The 17,933-nt window shown below is 36.3% G+C and carries 18 protein-coding genes and 1 other RNA gene; 13 read left to right on the top strand and 6 right to left on the bottom strand.

Annotated features, from left to right (window positions below):
- Positions 1–53 precede the first annotated feature (53 nt).
- The 3 genes from H6F45_RS09160 (at position 54) to H6F45_RS09150 (ending at position 2,958) form a co-directional block, all read left to right on the top strand.
- Positions 54–2,048, top strand: a complete 1,995-nt coding sequence (locus H6F45_RS09160; RefSeq protein ID WP_190347029.1) for a hypothetical protein — start codon at positions 54–56, stop codon at positions 2,046–2,048.
- Positions 2,049–2,305: 257 nt separating this feature from the next.
- Positions 2,306–2,521, top strand: a complete 216-nt coding sequence (locus H6F45_RS09155) for a hypothetical protein (RefSeq protein WP_096569763.1) — start codon at positions 2,306–2,308, stop codon at positions 2,519–2,521.
- A 17-nt stretch (positions 2,522–2,538) separates the two neighbouring features.
- On the top strand, positions 2,539–2,958 hold the full coding sequence (locus H6F45_RS09150; protein ID WP_190347006.1) for a PIN domain-containing protein: 420 nt from the start codon (positions 2,539–2,541) through the stop codon (positions 2,956–2,958).
- 67 nt (positions 2,959–3,025) lie between these two features.
- Here the strand turns inward: H6F45_RS09150 and nifJ are convergent, their stop codons facing one another.
- On the bottom strand, positions 3,026–6,604 hold the full coding sequence (nifJ, locus tag H6F45_RS09145) for a pyruvate:ferredoxin (flavodoxin) oxidoreductase (RefSeq protein ID WP_190347005.1): 3,579 nt from the start codon (positions 6,602–6,604) through the stop codon (positions 3,026–3,028).
- A 517-nt stretch (positions 6,605–7,121) separates the two neighbouring features.
- Here nifJ and H6F45_RS09140 point away from each other — a divergent pair.
- From H6F45_RS09140 to H6F45_RS09110, 7 genes are all read left to right on the top strand, one after another.
- Positions 7,122–7,418, top strand: coding sequence for a hypothetical protein (locus tag H6F45_RS09140; protein ID WP_096569769.1), 297 nt, complete (start codon positions 7,122–7,124; stop codon positions 7,416–7,418).
- 11 nt (positions 7,419–7,429) lie between these two features.
- Complete coding sequence (locus H6F45_RS09135) at positions 7,430–7,828, top strand: type II toxin-antitoxin system VapC family toxin (RefSeq protein WP_190347004.1); 399 nt, start codon at positions 7,430–7,432, stop codon at positions 7,826–7,828.
- A 562-nt stretch (positions 7,829–8,390) separates the two neighbouring features.
- Positions 8,391–9,131: a cytochrome c biogenesis protein CcdA gene (locus H6F45_RS09130; RefSeq protein WP_137667366.1), complete on the top strand. Its 741-nt coding sequence runs from the start codon at positions 8,391–8,393 to the stop codon at positions 9,129–9,131.
- Positions 9,132–9,198: 67 nt separating this feature from the next.
- Positions 9,199–10,572: a cytochrome c biogenesis protein gene (locus H6F45_RS09125; protein ID WP_096569775.1), complete on the top strand. Its 1,374-nt coding sequence runs from the start codon at positions 9,199–9,201 to the stop codon at positions 10,570–10,572.
- Between the two features lie 80 nt (positions 10,573–10,652).
- The gene (locus H6F45_RS09120) at positions 10,653–11,354 is read left to right on the top strand and encodes a serine/threonine protein kinase (RefSeq protein ID WP_137667368.1); all 702 of its coding nucleotides are present in this window, start codon (positions 10,653–10,655) and stop codon (positions 11,352–11,354) included.
- Between the two features lie 15 nt (positions 11,355–11,369).
- Positions 11,370–11,468: a type II toxin-antitoxin system HicA family toxin gene (locus H6F45_RS27325; RefSeq protein WP_137667369.1), complete on the top strand. Its 99-nt coding sequence runs from the start codon at positions 11,370–11,372 to the stop codon at positions 11,466–11,468.
- 124 nt (positions 11,469–11,592) lie between these two features.
- A complete protein-coding gene (locus tag H6F45_RS09110; RefSeq protein WP_096572740.1) occupies positions 11,593–11,814 on the top strand; it encodes a type II toxin-antitoxin system HicB family antitoxin in 222 nt (73 codons plus the stop codon).
- Between the two features lie 299 nt (positions 11,815–12,113).
- Here H6F45_RS09110 and queF read toward each other — a convergent pair whose 3' ends face one another.
- From queF to H6F45_RS09085, 5 genes are all read right to left on the bottom strand, one after another.
- Positions 12,114–12,530 (bottom strand): preQ(1) synthase, encoded by a 417-nt coding sequence (gene queF / locus H6F45_RS09105; protein ID WP_096569781.1) that lies wholly within the window; start codon positions 12,528–12,530, stop codon positions 12,114–12,116.
- An 86-nt stretch (positions 12,531–12,616) separates the two neighbouring features.
- Positions 12,617–13,024: a hypothetical protein gene (locus tag H6F45_RS09100; RefSeq protein WP_096569783.1), complete on the bottom strand. Its 408-nt coding sequence runs from the start codon at positions 13,022–13,024 to the stop codon at positions 12,617–12,619.
- Between the two features lie 165 nt (positions 13,025–13,189).
- Positions 13,190–13,573, bottom strand: coding sequence for a phasin family protein (locus tag H6F45_RS09095; protein ID WP_137667370.1), 384 nt, complete (start codon positions 13,571–13,573; stop codon positions 13,190–13,192).
- Positions 13,574–13,598: 25 nt separating this feature from the next.
- An RNA gene (ffs, locus tag H6F45_RS09090) (signal recognition particle sRNA small type) lies at positions 13,599–13,695 on the bottom strand.
- A 37-nt stretch (positions 13,696–13,732) separates the two neighbouring features.
- On the bottom strand, positions 13,733–13,999 hold the full coding sequence (locus H6F45_RS09085; protein WP_096569787.1) for a YciI family protein: 267 nt from the start codon (positions 13,997–13,999) through the stop codon (positions 13,733–13,735).
- Between the two features lie 135 nt (positions 14,000–14,134).
- Here H6F45_RS09085 and H6F45_RS09080 point away from each other — a divergent pair, with 135 nt between their 5' ends.
- The 3 genes from H6F45_RS09080 to glyS all read left to right on the top strand — a co-directional run bounded on the left by H6F45_RS09080 (position 14,135) and on the right by glyS (position 17,905).
- Positions 14,135–14,674 (top strand): 2'-5' RNA ligase family protein, encoded by a 540-nt coding sequence (locus H6F45_RS09080; RefSeq protein WP_190347003.1) that lies wholly within the window; start codon positions 14,135–14,137, stop codon positions 14,672–14,674.
- 114 nt (positions 14,675–14,788) lie between these two features.
- Positions 14,789–15,541: a peptidoglycan-binding protein gene (locus H6F45_RS09075; RefSeq protein ID WP_190347002.1), complete on the top strand. Its 753-nt coding sequence runs from the start codon at positions 14,789–14,791 to the stop codon at positions 15,539–15,541.
- A gap of 216 nt (positions 15,542–15,757) precedes the next feature.
- Positions 15,758–17,905 carry a glycine--tRNA ligase subunit beta gene (glyS, locus tag H6F45_RS09070; protein ID WP_190347001.1) on the top strand — a complete coding sequence of 716 codons (2,148 nt, stop codon included), beginning with the start codon at positions 15,758–15,760 and terminating at the stop codon, positions 17,903–17,905.
- The last annotated feature ends 28 nt before the right edge of the window (positions 17,906–17,933 follow it).

Genomic DNA, 17,933 nt, shown 5'->3' with positions numbered 1-17,933 from the left:
AACAATTTAATCATTTAAAAATACTACCGTTTTGAATTTGAAGGTATTTAGGTATGAAGAGGATCAATAATTCATCTGACTTGTTTAGTCTTAACCGTCGGATGTTTTTAAATCTGCTGGTTTCTAGTGTTGGAGTTTATTTAACTAAAGATGTAATTTTTCCAGAAATTGCGAGTGCGAATGATGATAGTTTCCAGGAAAAATATCATGTTTTTGTTCCTTATGATATTGCTAGAAGGGGTGGTATTCAAAACGTTACTTTGAGGTCTGGAGATTCTTATAAGTTAACAATCCCCCCAAGAATTATTGAAAATAACACCATTTCTATTCCTAAAATTGGGTTGCAAGGTAATGATGTTACTTTCATTTTTCATAGTTTATATGATCCAGATGTGAGAATAGCTGATAAGATTTATAAAGAAATAGACAATGCTGATTTTATTCGTAAAGATGCCACCAAATCCCAAGTAAAGGAAATTTATGAATTAGTTGAAGATAGTGAATATATAAAAGATACTATTTCTCTGGATTTATTGCAATATTTGGTAGCTTCATCTAACTTAGATGAACAAATTCGACAAAGGTATGAAATAGCTCATCAAACTTGTCTATTAAATATCATTGAAAAAGCGATTGAAACAGCACTAGCTAAATCTCAACTCTCTGAAGATGGAAAGAAAAGAATTAGAGGTACATATCAATATGTGAGAGCTTCAGAACCAGTGCCTGATTTTAGTTATCTGACGGAATTAGAAGCTATGATTACAGGTTCAGATATTCCTATGTCCATTAAAAATATCTATTCACTTGCAAGTGCTAAATCGAGAGCTTTTACTGTAGATGTAATTATTGTTAAATTAATTCAAGATAATCAATACTTAAGTTTGCAAAATAAAGAAACCTATTTACGAACTTACAAAGAAATTCGGGCTGGTCAAAAAATATCTGATCAAAATACTTTGCAACTTCTAAATTTATTTATTTTAGGTTCTAATATTTCATATAGTAGCAAAGTAGTTTATTTAATGGCACAGAATATCTTTGCGGAAAAGGATGCCGAATCTGCCAACAAAAACTTTGGTGGAGTTAAAAGTGTAGCTAATTTCGTTACTAAAGCAGGTAGCAATATTGTACCTATAGGTCAGGGAGTTCTCAATGTTTTAGGAGCACAAACAGCGACAGGTGTAGCTATTAGTAGTTTGAGTGGAGGAGCATCTACCACAGCAACTTTAGTATACTTAGGAGGAGGTTCTGTAGCTGCTGGTGGTTTGGGAATGCTAGGAGGTTTAGCAGTAGTTACTGGGGGAGCAGCTTTAATAGGTGCAGCTGGACTATTATCTGTTGCACTTGTGTCTCAAATGGATGCAGAAGATTATAAGAATTTAGGAATTGCTACAACAACAGGAACTTTAACTGGTGCAGGTGCGGTTCTCATTGCTTGGACTGCTGCTTCTATGTTGGAGGTAGCAGGTACGTTATCAGGAGCAGCTGCTATTACTACAATTATTTCAGCTTTAGGAGGACTAAGTGTTATTACAGGAGGTGCATCTTTAATAGCATTTGGTGCAGGTTTTGTAGTGTGGTCATTTCTCAAAGGACAAAAACATCGAGATGCAAATATACTACATCAACTGGAATCAAGATTGTATACTTTAACGGAAATTCCAGCTGATCCTGAGCTAAAAGATTTTATAGGGTTTCTTGACAAGGAATTAAATCAAGATTCTCATATAAAAGGATTTTTAATTGCTCCTAATATTCCTATAGATAAGCTATCCAATGCTATATCTAGCTATGCAGATTCACTACTTGAAGCTGATGAAAAAATATTAGCAATGAAAAATACTGGTTTTTGGAATGATGGGAAGGAAGGTATTATTTTAACTAACAAAAAACTAATTTGGAAAAATGGATGGTCAGAACCTGAATTTATTGCTTTTTATGCAATATCTGAATATCGAAAATTACCACAACTTGCTACAGATGAAGAAAATATATATTTTTATCAACTCGCAGAAAAAATAGGTAAAAATTACAGTAATCTTTAAAATCTAGGTTGTAAATCTAGTTTTTGTAAATTTACCAAAAATATAATGTAGTGTGGGCAAAATGCCCACTTTTGATTAGTTTTTGACAGTGATTCAACTTGCTAAGTAAACTTCCAAACTTGCATCATTCATGTGTGTTTCCGTGAGAAAACTCCTCAAATAATTGAAAGAATTTATAAAAGCTTCTTTTCCATCATTGGAAGTTTATTAAAAAAATATGTTATAATATACCCACATAAAATCAACATCACAAAACTATGAAAAAAATAGAAATTGAACTTGATCAAGCAACTTACGACAAAATAGAACAATTGACACAAACTCATCATTGTCAAGTTTCAGATTTAATCAAAGCCATGATTGAGCAACTAACTAAACCGGAAATAATCAATAATTCATTTATTGGTGAATGGTCTAATGATGCTGACTTAGTAGATAAAATGGTTGAAGATATTTTACAACATAGAAGTTAATACAAAATAATTGAGTTGTGAGAAAATCTTTAATTGATACAGATATAACCTCGGAAATTCGTAAAGGTAAAAATTCTAAAATAAACGCCAATGCTATTGCATACAGAGCAATATGGAAACATTATACAATTTCTGTGATTACTGTTTCCGAAATTATCAAGGGTTGGAGAAAACTAAATCGTAATGATCGCATTCAAGAATTTTTAGCGGATTTACCTGAAATGGAAATCGTACATTTAGACCAAAAAAGTGCAGAACTTTCAGGATTGATTCATGCTGATTTAGAAAGCAGTGGACAACCTATAGGATTAGCAGATGTATTAATAGCTTCTATCGCTATCCAAAACAATTTAATTTTAGTTACAGGTAACACTAAGCATTATCTGAAAATTCAAGCATTAGGTTATCCTTTAGTAATAGATAATTGGCGTAAATAAACAATTCTAATTAATAATTCGATAATAGGTAACAGGTAAAAACCCATTACCAATTACCTATTACCTATTACCTATTAGCCAAATATTGATACATCTCCCAACGTGCATCAACTTCCGCTTGCGCTTGGGCTAACAATTGTTTAGCAATTTCCGGTTTACTCTTAATCAACATCTTAAACCGGTTCTCCTGATACATGGATTTTTCCACTGACTCAGAAGGTGCTTTCATATCCAATTGGAGGGGATTTTTACCTTCATTTTGCAATGCAGGATTATAACGATATAACAACCATCTACCAGAGTCAACTAAGGCTTTTTGTTGTTGTAAACCGGTGGTCATATCAATGCCGTGAGCAATACAATGACTATAGGCAATAATTAAGGATGGACCATCAAAAGCTTCCGCTTCTAAGAATGCTTTTAATGTGTGTTCATCTTTTGCACCTAAAGCGACGCTGGCCACATAAACATTACCGTAAGTCATGGCCATTAAACCTAAATCTTTCTTCGCTGCGGGTTTACCACTGGCGGCAAATTTAGCGACTGCTGCGGTAGGAGTTGCTTTAGAAGATTGACCACCTGTGTTAGAATAAACTTCTGTATCCATAACCAAGATATTGACATTTTTACCACTGGCTAAAACGTGATCAATGCCATGAAAGTCAATGTCATAAGCCCATCCATCACCACCTACTATCCACACACTTTTCTTGACTAAATAATCAGCAAGAGATGTGAGATTTTGGATTTTATATTTGAGATTTTGGTCATTTTGAGATGCTGCAATTTCATCTAGTTTTTGTTTGAGAACTCCAACATTTTCCCGTTGTTCCCAAATATCTGCTTCGGTTTTTTGGGCATTTTTGAGGATATCATTTACCAAATTATCCCCAACTTCACTATTTAATTGTTGCAATAATTCGGCTGCAAATTCCGCTTGTTTATCAATAGATAAACGATAACCAAAACCAAATTCGGCGTTATCTTCAAATAAACTATTGGACCATGCTGGACCTCTTCCTTCTGCGTTTTGAGTCCAGGGAGTTGTGGGGAGGTTTCCACCATAAATAGAAGAACAACCGGTAGCGTTAGCAATGAGTGAGCGATCGCCAAATAATTGTGTTAATAATTTAAGATATGGCGTTTCTCCACATCCTGCACAAGCACCAGAAAACTCAAACAATGGTTCTTGCAGTTGTTGTTGACGAATTTGATTTAATTTCAACTTTCTGCGATCGGGATTTGGTAAACTTAAAAAGAAATCCCAGTTTTCCCGTTCCTGTTCTCTCAGGGGTAACTGCGGACTCATGTTGATAGCTTTTTTGCTGGGTTCTGCTTTATTTTTCGCAGGACAAACATCCACACAAATACTGCAACCTGTACAGTCTTCCGGTGCAACTTGGATAGTAAATTTCTGACCAGCAAAACTTTTATCTTTTGCATTTGCTGACTTAAAACTTGCAGGTGCATTGACTAATTTATCCGCTTCATAAGCTTTCGCACGGATAGCAGCGTGGGGACAAACCATCACACATTTACCGCATTGAACGCAGACATCCTCATCCCAAACCGGAATTTCTTCTGCAACGTTGCGTTTTTCCCATTTTGCGGTTGCAGTGGGGAAAGTTCCATCTGCGGGTAAAGCACTTACAGGTAAGTCATCACCTTCCCACACCATAATTTTACCCAAAACTTGATCCACAAATTCTGGTTTGGTGATTGGTAATTGGTAATTGGTAATTGGTGATTGCTGATTTTTCTTACTACTTGTTGTAGCAGGAATTTTGATTGCGTGGAGATTTTCTAAAGTGTTATCAACAGCTTTTAAATTCATGTTGACAACATCTGCACCTTTTTTACCATAGGTCTTTTCAATCGCTTGTTTAATTTTAGCGATCGCTTCTTTTTCTGGCAATACCCCCGCTAATTTAAAGAAACACACCTGCATAATCGTGTTAATTCTTCTACCCATCCCGCTATTTTTCGCCACCTGACTAGCATCAATAGCATAAACTTTCAGGTTTTTATCAATAATTTGCTGTTGCACTTTTACAGGTAAATTTTTCCAAACTTCCTTCGCAGGATAGGGACTATTTAATAAAAATGTCGCTCCGGTGGCAGCATTTTTTAAGATATCAATTGTTTCAATGAAACCCCAATGATGACAACCGATAAAATTAGCTTGGTTGATGAGATACGTTGAGCGAATTTTCTCAGCACCAAACCGCAAATGAGAAACCGTCATTGAACCAGACTTTTTAGAATCATACACAAAATAACCTTGAGCATTATTTTCTGTACCTTCCCCAATAATTTTAATTGAGTTCTTATTTGCACCTACCGTACCATCAGAACCCAAACCATAGAACATTGCACGCACAACGCTATCTGGTTCAGTAGAAAACCCAGGATCAAAATTCACAGAAGTAAAAGTGACATCATCATTAATCCCAATAGTAAAATGATTCTTGGGTTTTGATTGACGGAGATGATCAAAAACCGCTTTTACCATTGCAGGGGTAAACTCTTTAGAAGATAACCCATATCTACCCCCGACAATTTTCGGGAAGGTGGTTTTTTTCCATCCTTCATGGATAGCTGTAACTACTTCTAAATATAAAGGTTCACCTGCGCTTCCTGGTTCTTTAGTTCTATCCAAAACCGCAATAGATTTGACACTATTAGGTAAAGCTTCGATAAATCTTCCCACATCAAAAGGTTGAAAAAGTCGAACTTTGATCACTCCCACTTTTTCACCTTGGTTATTCAGATAATCTACAGTTTCATGGACAGTTTCACAACCAGAACCCATGAGAATAATTACCCGGTCTGCTTTGGGATGTCCATGATATTCATATAATTTATAATATCGTCCTGTTTGTTCTCCAAACTTGTCCATAATCCTTTGAACAATATCAGGACAAGCATTATAATAAGGGTTTGCACCTTCACGAGATTGAAAATAAACATCGGGGTTTTGTGCTGTTCCTCTTAACACTGGTTTATCAGGAGTTAAACAGCGTTGACGATGTGCAGAAACTAATTCTAAAGGTACTAATTCCCGTAAAACTTCGTCAGATAATAACTCAATTTTTTGCACTTCATGGGAAGTTCTAAACCCATCAAAAAAGTGTAAAAAAGGAACTCTGGTTTCTAAAGTTGCAGCTTGAGAAATAAGTGCAAAATCATGACTTTCTTGTACAGAAGCAGAACATAATAATGCAAAACCTGTACTTCTAGCAGCCATCACATCACTGTGATCACCGAAAATAGATAAAGCGTGGGTAGCTAAAGAACGTGCCGAAACATGAAGGACAAAACTGGTTAATTCTCCCGCAATTTTAAACAAATTGGGAATCATTAATAACAAACCTTGGGAAGCGGTGAAAGTTGTACTTAAAGCACCTGTTTGTAATGCACCATGTACCGCAGCAGCAGCACCACCTTCACTTTGCATTTGGGTGACATTGGGAATTGTACCCCATAAATTAGGTTTATTTTCTGCCATCCACGCATCAGCCCATTCACCCATATTTGATGATGGTGTGATCGGATAAATTGCAATTACTTCATTTAATTTGTAAGCAACACGCGCAACCGCTTCATTACCATCAATTGCGGCATAAGATTTAGCTAATTTAGCCATGATTTTTCTTCCTGTGTCTTTTGTGGTTATTTCAAATTTACGCAGATCATCCTAAAATATAAGATTTGAAACTTGCTAAACTCAGGAAGTAATTTTGTAATGTTTTCTACTTTTTTAAAGCTCACGCAGAGGCGCAGAGGCGCAGAGAGAGTAAAGAGGGTTTTAGTAAAAATATATGGGATTTTTTGTAATTACAAATTATTAATTATTTTAGCAGATGGTGAAGATGATATCTATTTCTATATTAATGATGTACTCAAGATGGGGAAGCTTTGATTTGTTAAAGTTTTCTGATTTTCAAGGGGTGGGGGTGCGGGTTTTTGGGAAAATCAGTTTGACGCTGTTGGGTTTTTGTGGGTATAATTAAATTATATTTTTCTGTGTTTTTACATATTCCAGGTAAATTATGAATTTTCCAGATCCAGAAATTGAACCCTAGATGTTGATTAGGAATATCGACATATATTTTATTTTCTATGCTAAAATATTATCTATCTTAAAAAAAGAGGTAAAGAATATGAGCAACACATCTATTCAAGAACAAACAACCTATAAACGAATTTCTGCAATTGTGGAAAATTTGATTGCTAATAACAGTGTATATCAAGAAAGGTTAGAAAGAGAACAGATGATTGAAAAAATGTATGAACTGTTTACTCGACCAAATTTAGGAGACGATGTAGAAACCATAGCTGATGATGACTTAACAGCAAGAATTAGTAAAATTTTAGCTTTAGAAGCAATAAGTGGTTTATTGAATGATTTAACACCAGAAGAAATGGCAATATTTGATGAAGCAGTAAAACGGAAATAAATAACAAAAACATGGGATATCTACTAGATACAAATATTGTTTCAGCAATTCTCAAAGAAAATCCAAAAGCAAATAATCGGTTAAAAATGTTAAATCGCCAAAATGAGCAAGTTTTTATTAGTGCGATGACTTACTATGAAATTGAGCGAGGACTTTTAGCTGTTAAAGCCGTGAGAAAATTATCAGACTTTGAAAACTGGGTGAAAAAATACCAAGTATTGCTATTAGATGATATGGCGATTTTTAAAAAAGCATCAGAAATTTATGCTGATTTAAAACAAAGAGGTTTACCAATACAAGATGCAGATATATTTATAGCAGCTACCTCAATAATTAATGATTTAACCTTAGTTTCCCATGATTCCGACTTATCAAGAATCACAGGATTAAAATTAGAAAATTGGTTATAAAATTGATTTCAGAAATCGGGGATCTGGGTGTATATTTAATCGTTTACTCACTCGTTCTCAGTCTCCAGACTGGGAATGCAAAACCAGAGGTTCTACCTCAAAAACAACCTATCAACTTAAAAACTCTAACTCTGTCTTCTCTGCGTCTCTGCGGTTCGTTTATTTTCTCTCAAACAAAAATTTTTACTCGTTTTTACTTTTTCCCAGACTCCAGACTGGGGAAGTCAACCCAGAGGTTCTACGTCTAAAACAACTTATAAAAGACCCTTGGATTATACATAAAATTATTATAAACACAGAACAACAAAATAATCAATCCCCAAACCCTATAAAATTCGTGAGTTATTGACACCATTCTCAATAGTATTCTCAATAAACCCCTAGCTATTGCGAAAAAGTCACATCATCAACTTTTTTCCCAAAAAATAGATTAAAAAAAATTATCATTCAGCAAAACACTAAATTAAAGCTATTTTTTCCCACATTCAAAATCAGCAAGAAACAAAAAACCGAATAAGCTAAAATACAAACAGAGTCAGCCTTTGTAATTTAAAACATACCCATGCTGGAGAACCTGCAAACCCAAATTTATCAAATCGAACAATTCGCCAACACCCTGGTTACTAACCAACTCACTCACCTCAGCGTTGTCAGTATCGCAATTATTTTCGCTGCTGGTTTGTTGACCAGTTTAACACCGTGTATGCTATCAATGCTGCCGATTACTATTGGTTATATTGGCGGTTATGAAGCAAAAAGTAGATTACAAGCTGCTGCACAATCAACCTGGTTTGCATTAGGATTAGCTACTACATTAGCAGGTTTAGGAATTATAGCAGGTTTGGTAGGAAAAGTCTACGGTCAAGTAGGAATTGGTCTACCAATTATTGTGAGTATTCTTGCTATTATTATGGGGTTGAATTTATTAGAAGCTTTACCTTTACAATTCCCATCTTTAGGTGAAACAAATTGGATATCTAATGATTTACCTCCTGGTATTCGTTCATACTCTATTGGTTTAACATTTGGTTTAGTTGCTTCTCCTTGTAGCACACCAGTTTTAGCCAGTTTATTAGGTTGGGTTGCTAATACTCAAGATTTGCTTTTAGGTGCGGTTTTACTACTTGCTTATACTGCGGGATATGTGACACCTTTAATTTTAGCAGGTACGTTTACTGCAACAATTAAAAAACTGCTAGAATTGCGTCGTTGGTCTGGTTGGATAAACCCCGTTAGCGGTGCTTTGTTAGTAGGTTTTGGTGTGTTTTCTTTACTTTCCCGTCTTCCTCTTGGTAGTTTCTAAAGTGATAAACCGCAAAGTACGCAAAGTACACAAAGAAGAGAGCAAGAATTTATTACCTTTGTAAACCATGACTGTAGATAATTCAACATCCCCAGAAGTTAATTTGTTTTCTGTTCCGGTTCGTTTCTTGAAACGGGAAGTTTTACCTGTGCTGACAGATTTAAGGTTAGCAATTATTCTGTTATTAATAATTGCTCTTTTTAGTATCAGTGGTACAGTAATTGAACAAGGACAAACACCAGCTTTTTACCAGGCTAATTATCCAGAACATCCCGCTTTATTCGGTTTTTTGACTTGGAAAGTGATTCAAGTTGTGGGTTTGGATCATGTTTATCGCACTTGGTGGTTTTTGGCTTTATTAGTGTTATTTGGTACGAGTTTAACTGCTTGTACTTTTACCCGTCAATTACCAGCTTTAAAAGCTGCCCAAAAATGGCAATATTATGATGATCCGAAGAAGTTTAAAAAGTTAGCTTTGAGTGCAGAATTAAATGATGTTGTTCTAAATTCTATCACTCCAATTTTAACAAAAAACCGTTATAAAATCTTTCAATCATCAGAAAAAAATGATATTCTTTATGCTCGCAAAGGTATAGTCGGACGCATTGGACCGATTATTGTACATATCGGTATTGTGATGATTTTACTGGGTGGTATTTGGGGAGCAATGACGGGTTTTATGGCTCAAGAAATGATTGCTTCTGGTGATACTTTCCAGGTAAAAAATATCATTGATGCGGGTGCTTGGTCTGCTCAAGATGTATTAAAAGATTGGTCAGTAAAAGTTAATAGATTTTGGATTGATTATACTCCCAAAGGAGGTATTGATCAATTTTATTCTGATTTATCTGTGTTAGATAATGAAGGTAAAGAAATAGATCATGAAAAAATTTATGTGAATAAACCTTTGCGTTATCATGGTGTGGTTTTTTATCAAACAGATTGGGGTATTTCTAGCGTTAGAATTAAACTCAATAATAGTCCCATTTTCCAATTACCAATGGCGTTGTTAGATACTAAAGGTAAAGGTAGACTGTGGGGTACTTGGATACCTACAAAACCAGATTTAAGTGAAGGTGTTTCTCTGTTAGCTAAAGATTTACAAGGCATGGTTTTAATCTATGATGGTCAAGGAAAATTAGTAAATACTGTGCGTTCAGGAATGTCTATTCCTGTAAATGGGGTAAATTTGAAAGTTGTTGATGTGGTAGGTAGCACGGGTTTACAAATTAAGTATGATCCGGGTATTCCGATTGTTTATAGCGGTTTTGCTTTGTTGATGTTGGGTGTGGTAATGAGTTATTTTTCCCATTCCCAAATTTGGGCTTTGCAAAAAGATGATGTTTTGTATATTGGTGGTAAAACTAACCGCGCTCAAGTAACCTTTGAAAGAGAGGTTTTGGGAATTTTAGAGCAACTGACTCAACCAGCTACAAAATAATTTTTTTGATTTGGGCAACAATAGCAATTAAGTGGTGTATTTTATAGGTATGATACCGCTAATTAAGGTGCGTATATCCTATGGATAAATCAAAAATACAGTCACTAATTGCTATTATCCACCAAGAACTTATTCCCAATTTCGTGATTGAAAGTGTCCATCCCCACAACCCGATAGAAGTACGCGCTATCCCCTCTCCCTGGGAGTTGTTGGGTACAGGAAACTATGCAGCGGTGGTTGTTCATCCTGAATATCCTGATGTGGTGGTGAAAATGTACGCACCTGGTCGTCCTGGGTTTGAGGAAGAATTGGAGGTCTACCAGCGTCTTGGTTCTCATCCTGCTTTTTCTGAGTGTTTTTATGCTCATGATGGTTTGTTGGTTTTGAAAAGATTATTTGGTGTTACTCTTTATGACTGTTTACACCGGGGTTTGCGTATTCCTCCCAAGGTAATTAAAGATATTGATTATGCTTTGGACTATGCTCGCACTCGCGGACTTTACCCCCATGATGTACATGGTAAAAATGTGATGATGTTTGAGGGTAGGGGTTTGGTGGTGGATATTTCTGATTTTCTGCAACAGGAAAAATGCTCAAAATGGGATGATTTAAAAAGAGCTTATTATTTGATATATCTACCTATTTTTTATCCTTTGCGGTTACGAGTTCCTCATCCTTTGTTAAATAAAGTCCGTAAAATTTACCGTTTTATTAGGTCTATTTCTGGTCATATTTTGGCATTTGTTAATAAGTTAATGGGTAAGAAGTCTCTCAAAAATTAATCAGGTTAATTAATTATGCCTAATAAAATTAGGGAATTAAAGAAAATGCTCAAAAAAGCAGGTTTCACAGAACGTCCAGGTAAAGGAAGTCACACTAACTGGACTCATCCATGATATCCTGGAAGAATTACAATATCAGGTAAGGATAGTAAAGATGCTAAACCATATCAAGAAAGTGAAATTCTAGAAGCAATAGAAATTATTAACGCCAAAGAAAATGAACAAAATTAATGGGACAATGGATAAATTAAGATATCAAATGATCATTCAATGGTCAGAGGAAGATGATTGTTTTTTAGTTAGTTTACCTGATTTTCCTGGACAAAAATGGCGCACTCATGGAGAAACTTATGAAGAAGCTGTTGCTAATGGTAAAGAAGCTCTAGAATCTTTAATAATTTCTTATGAAGCTGATGGTGAATCTTTACCTGAACCTAATATTTATAAAATGGCTGGTTAGTGATAAAAAAATCTCCAAAACATTATGTAATGAGGGTTTGCTGAAAAAGTCCCTTCGTTGAGGCAGGGAATAGGGAATAGGGAATAGGGAATAGGGAATAGTTTGAGCTATCTGTTATCCCCAGATTTTCTAATTTATCAGACCCAAAATGCACAGTTTTTAAGGTGTACCCTTCAAAAATCTTGCACTTTCTTTCCTCCTGATCAGCCTCAACCCTTTGATTTACGAGTATTTTGGGTTTATTCAGCAAGCCCTAATGAGGACTGAAGTCCTCACTACATACCTCATTACATACCTGATTATTTGCGTTTTTTATGCTTTACTTCCACAACTGTATGCACATTTCCACGGGGAGTAAAATCAGCTTTGACTGTCATTTTCAAAGGATCACAAGCTGCAACTACATCATCTAAAATTTGATTTGCTGTTTCTTCGTGGGAAATATAGCGATCGCGGTAACTGTTAATATACAGTTTTAAAGCTTTTAATTCTACTACCTTTTCATCCGGTACGTAGGAAATGTAAATAGTCGCAAAGTCAGGATAACCGGAAAAGGGACATTTACAGGTAAATTCAGGCAAAGTAATATCAATATTATATTCTCTACCTATACGCGGATTGGGAAAGGTAATTAGTTTTCCTTCTTCAATCTCACGTTCACCATATTTCATTTCTGGTTTGCTTGGGGGTACAGTCTCAGACAAGGAATTACTCATAAAATGATTCTGGAAATTATTCTAGAAAAATGCAGAGATTCATGAATACTAATAATAATTTAACATTGACAACACCTGTTTCACGCTTAAAATTCACTGCTGCTCTTTTCCCAGTCTGGGCAATTTTCGTCATCCCAACCATGAGGGTGCATAGCGCAAACTAACAAATTACCACCATAAGCTTGACCATGATAATTGCTGCAACCTATACAAGCAGGATTTTTTTCCGCTGTCGCTTCCACTTGATATGGAAAACCTGGATCTACATCTGCTACCACGTCTTCCAGTTCCCAGTATACTTCCATCAGCGGTTCTGCTAATTCCTGTAAATACTGGTCAATTTCCGCAGCAATGTTATTCTGCACCTCGAAGGTAATTTCTTCCGTTAGCTCAAAAAAAGCATCTACCATGTCATTAATTCCTTGGAAGAAGTTTTCGACTTCATCAGTCACAGTTTCGATGATATCAACTAAGTCTTTTTGCCACGGTTCCATAAGCTTAACTGTGTTACTGGCTACAAACAGGACGCTTCCGGGTTCTCGGTTGTAAGTGCGATAATAACTAGAATATAGCCATCAATGCAAATCAAACCAGTGTTAGATTTAGCGCCATCCCCCAAATTACCATTTTTACTGATGTTCAGGGTGAAAAATTAGTTTTTACTGATCGAGTTTAAGCTGTTCTAATTGTTTTTTCAGGTCTAGCACTTGTTGACGCAGGTGATCCACGTTTTCTTTGGGAGTTTGTTTAACAGTCGGTTCTTCATCTTCCCCTATTATTTCGATGCGACGGGGTTCAGAAGCTTCTGTTTTTTCTGTGGTTTCACCAGGTGTCTGGGGTTGTTGGGCTTGTCTCATCATATCTTCTACGAAACGACGAGCTTCTTCTGTGTTCATTTCACCCTTGGCTACCATCTCGTCAGCCAGTTTTTGGACTTGCGATCGCAGTTCCGCTAATTTCCCCCCTGCTTTTTCGCCTGCGTAAGAAGCCAAGCCTACACCCAGGTAAAAAGCTTTTTGTACAATATCTCCAAAACCAGGCATTGCTGCAAAGCACTCCTAAAAATAGGGCGACCCGGAGACTACGCCTATCGCAAGCATCCCGTATTGCTGCTACCTTCCGGTCCTGACAAAGTTTGGGCGTTGAGATCGCATAGATCCAGGTCTGAAATCATCATAACATCAAATTTCTAAAAATGTGCATCATTCCACAACAATTTTCCATTCGTAAAGCTGATAACTCACACAACCGTTGACTACTAAGGGATCAGCAGCCACGATGGCCTGCGCTTCATCCATTGAAGCCGCCTCAAATAACATCATCCCCCCTCCCCTTTGCGCCCAATATCCCGTTTTAGCTTTATGTCCTTTATCCATCAATGCTTTGACGTAAGCTGTATGGGCTGGTACATATTGATCAAAGGTGGGCTTATCCACTAAACCTGCTTCAATTTTGACAAACCAAGGCATAATAATTAGGTAGTTTAGATTTTTCTTAAATTATCATATTGGTGATTGATAATTGATAATTGATAATTGATAATTAATAATGGGTAATAGGTAATTGGGTTATTAACTTCCTCCTGACTCCTGACTTCTAAAATTATGAATCGCTTTTTTATTGCTATACTTCCACCCCAACATATTCAAGATTACGCTAACGAAATTAAACAACATTTTGTTAATAATTATGGTAGTCGCGGCGCTCAAAATTCCCCTCCACATATCACTCTACAGCCTCCTTTTATGTGGGAAAAAAAGGAAATATCAATTTTAGAAACCTTTATGGAAACTTTCGCCAAAAAGCAGAATTACTTACCCATTACACTTGATGGTTTTGCGGCTTTTCCTCCTCGTGTTATATACATGAATGTAGTAAAAAGTCAAGCACTTTTAAAGTTACAATTAGATTTAATGAATGATATAGAAAGTAGTTTGGGAATCATCGGTAAAGATGGGAAAAATCACTCTTTTACACCCCATCTTACCGTAGCCAGGAGAGATTTAAAAAAACATCATTTTCCTGCTGCTTGGAATGACTTTAAAGAACGTCAGGTATATTTTGAATTTACCGCATCTCATCTGACCTTGCTACTCCATGACGGCAGACAGTGGAACGTAAAATCAGAGTTTTCTTTTCAGTAATGAATCTTTAAAAAGATTTACCTTTTTTTAACCATAAAAATCTATCCTTTGGTGGATAATGAGGGAATAGTAAGTTGATTTTCCAACTATCTCCCAGTATACCAGTATAACGTTATGACAACCAAATTAATTCTCAATTCTAATGAAATCCTTAAATTAGGATCTGAAGGGGCAAAAGTTGAGCAGTTGCAACAAATATTAAAAATTCTCAACTTTGATCCTGGCATTATAGATGGTAATTTTGGGAATAAGACTGTAGTAGCAGTGAAACAGTTTCAAAGAGCAAAAAAACTTGAAGCTGATGGGGTGGTGGGAATAGGCACTCAGACGGTTTTAAACAATGCTTTAAATGATTTAGAGAAGGCGAGTTTAGTTCTTTATGGTGGTGCAACTGGTAAACTACCTTTACCAGGGGTGGCGCTGATTAAAGAATTTGAAGGTTTGTATTTGAAGGCTTATCCTGATCCTTTAACTGGTGGTAAACCAATTACTATTGGTTGGGGAACGACTCGCAAGAAAAATGGTGGTGAGTGGAAATTAGGTGAAACAATTACTAAAGCAGAAGCGGAAGAGTTGTTAATGTTGCAGTTAGAAAATAGCTATCTGCCAACTTTAGAGAAAATTCCTGTATGGGATGTGTTGAATGTTAACCAACAGGGTGCTTTATTGAGTTTTGGTTATAATTTAGGTGCTAATTTCTATGGTGCAAAGAATTTTGAGAGTATAACCAGAGTTTTAAAGAATCAACAATGGAATGAAATTGAAGAGACTTTTGTTAAATATAGAAACCCTGGTAGTTCAGTGGAAGCAGGGTTAAGAAGGAGGAGATTAGCAGAGGCTAAATTGTTTTTGACTCCAGTAAGTTAAAAAAATTAAATCATGTAGGTTGGATTGAGGAACGAAACCCAACATTTACAAACCAAAACTTACGGAATTTTGTTGGATTACCCTATCCCTTAACCCAACCTTGTATCTTAGAGGAGGTTGCATTGATTATCTGCTCAGAGAAGTTACACATCTTGTTCACCACAGCCTGATCACAGGGTAAACTGATGGAATTGACTGATCAACATTAGTGAACTTATGACTGCGTTTTTATTAGAAGTTGGTACAGAAGAACTACCCGCAAGCTTTCTGAGTGGTGCGATCGCACAATGGCGATCGCGTATTCCTCAAACTCTAGAAGCTAATAGTCTCAAAGCGGAAACGGTGGAAGTTTTTGGAACTCCCCGACGGTTAGCAGTTCTCATCACCGGTTTACCATCCCAACAACCAGACAAAGAAGAAGAAATTAAAGGACCACCCGCACAAGCCGCATTTAAAGATGGTCAACCCACAAAAGCAGCAGAAGGTTTCGCTAAAAAACAAGGTGTGGAACTGTCAGCTTTAGAAGTGCGTTCTACGGATAAAGGTGATTTTGTCTTTGTTAATAAAAAGACAGCAGGACGACCAGTAGCAGAAATATTAACAGAACTCGTTCCCCAATGGGTTTGGAATTTGGAAGGAAAGCGGTTAATGCGGTGGGGAAGCGGTGACGGTAGGTTTTCCCGTCCTATTCGCTGGTTAGTTGCTTTATTAGATGGGGATATTTTACCCTTAGAATTGCAGAACGGTGAGAAGATAGTTAAAAGCGATCGCATTTCTCCAACCCATCGCGTTTTACATCCCGAACCTGTCAGCATTTCCCACGCAACAGAATATGTAAATACCTTGCGTTCTGGTTATGTGATTGTTTCCCCAGAAGAACGGGAAAAAATCATTGTTGAACAAGTCAAAACTGCAGTGCAAAAATTAGGCGGTTTTACAGAAATTTACCCAGACTTATTAGAAGAAACGACGAATTTAGTAGAATATCCGAGTGCGGTAGTTGGTAAATTTGAGGATGAATTTCTCAAATTACCTACAGAAGTTTCTACCACAGTGATGGTAACGCACCAGCGTTATTTTCCGGTATTTAAGACAGCGGAAAATCAGGAATTATTACCTAAATTCGTCACCGTTTCTAACGGCGATCCTGTAAAATCAGATATCATTGCTGTTGGTAATGAAAGAGTAATTAGGGCGCGTTTAGCAGATGGGAGATTTTTCTATGAAGCTGATTTAGCGAAACCTTTAGAAAGCTTTTTACCGCAATTAGAAACAGTTACATTTCAAGAAGATTTAGGTTCAGTTAGGGGCAAAGTTGAGAGAGTTGTAAACATAGCAAATCTCATTTCTCAACAATTGCAATTAGCAGAAAATCAAAGTCATAAAATTCAAAGGGCAGCTTTATTATGTAAAGCGGATTTAGTCACCCAAATGGTGTATGAATTTCCTGAACTACAAGGTATTATGGGGGAAAAATACGCCTTAGCTAGTGGTGAAGATGCAGAAGTAGGAAAAGCAATTTTTGAACATTATTTACCCAGAAATGCTGATGACATTCTACCGGAAACATTAACCGGGCAAATAGTAGGAATAGCTGATAGACTAGATACATTAATTAGTATCTTTGGTTTGGGTTTAATTCCTTCAGGTTCATCCGATCCCTTTGCATTACGTCGCGCTGCAAATGCGATCATTAATATTACGTGGTTTTCTAATTTGCAGATAAATTTAGAGAAGCTATTAGAACAGATAGCGACAAATTTTGCATCTACATTTAATAAAGATGCTAAATCTTTAATCGCCACATTACGGGAATTTTTCCTACAAAGGATTCGGACTTTATTACAAGAAGAAAAACAGATAGATTATGACTTGGTAAATGCGGTATTGGGAGATGATCAAGAATATACAGAACGCGCATTACAAGATTTATTGGATGTACGCGATCGCGCAATTTACTTACAACAAATCCGCAAAGATGGTACATTAGAAAAAATCTATGAAACCATTAACCGTTCTACTAGACTCGCTGCACAAGGTGATTTAGATTTTCAGCAGTTAGAACCAAAAACATTAATTAATCCCCAATTATTCCAAAAATCATCTGAATCAGCATTCTACAACGCCCTAGTAGAATTAGTACCCCAAACCCAAACCGCACAGCAAACACGCAACTATCAACTGTTAATAGCAGCATTAGAAAAAATTGCTCCCGCCGTGAGTAAATTCTTTGATGGTGAAGATAGCGTGTTAGTCATGGACCCAGATGTAAATATTAAGAGAAATCGGTTAAATTTGCTGGGTTTATTGCGAAATCATAGCCGTGTATTAGCTGATTTTGGCGCGATTGTGAAAAATTTGTAGCAAAAATCAACAAAAAGAGGTGTAATTT

It is taken from the genome of Sphaerospermopsis sp. FACHB-1194, assembly GCF_014696235.1.
GTDB lineage: Bacteria > Cyanobacteriota > Cyanobacteriia > Cyanobacteriales > Nostocaceae > Sphaerospermopsis > Sphaerospermopsis kisseleviana.
Note: the sequence above shows the minus strand (reverse complement) of the source record. Positions and strands in the feature narration are given on the sequence as shown.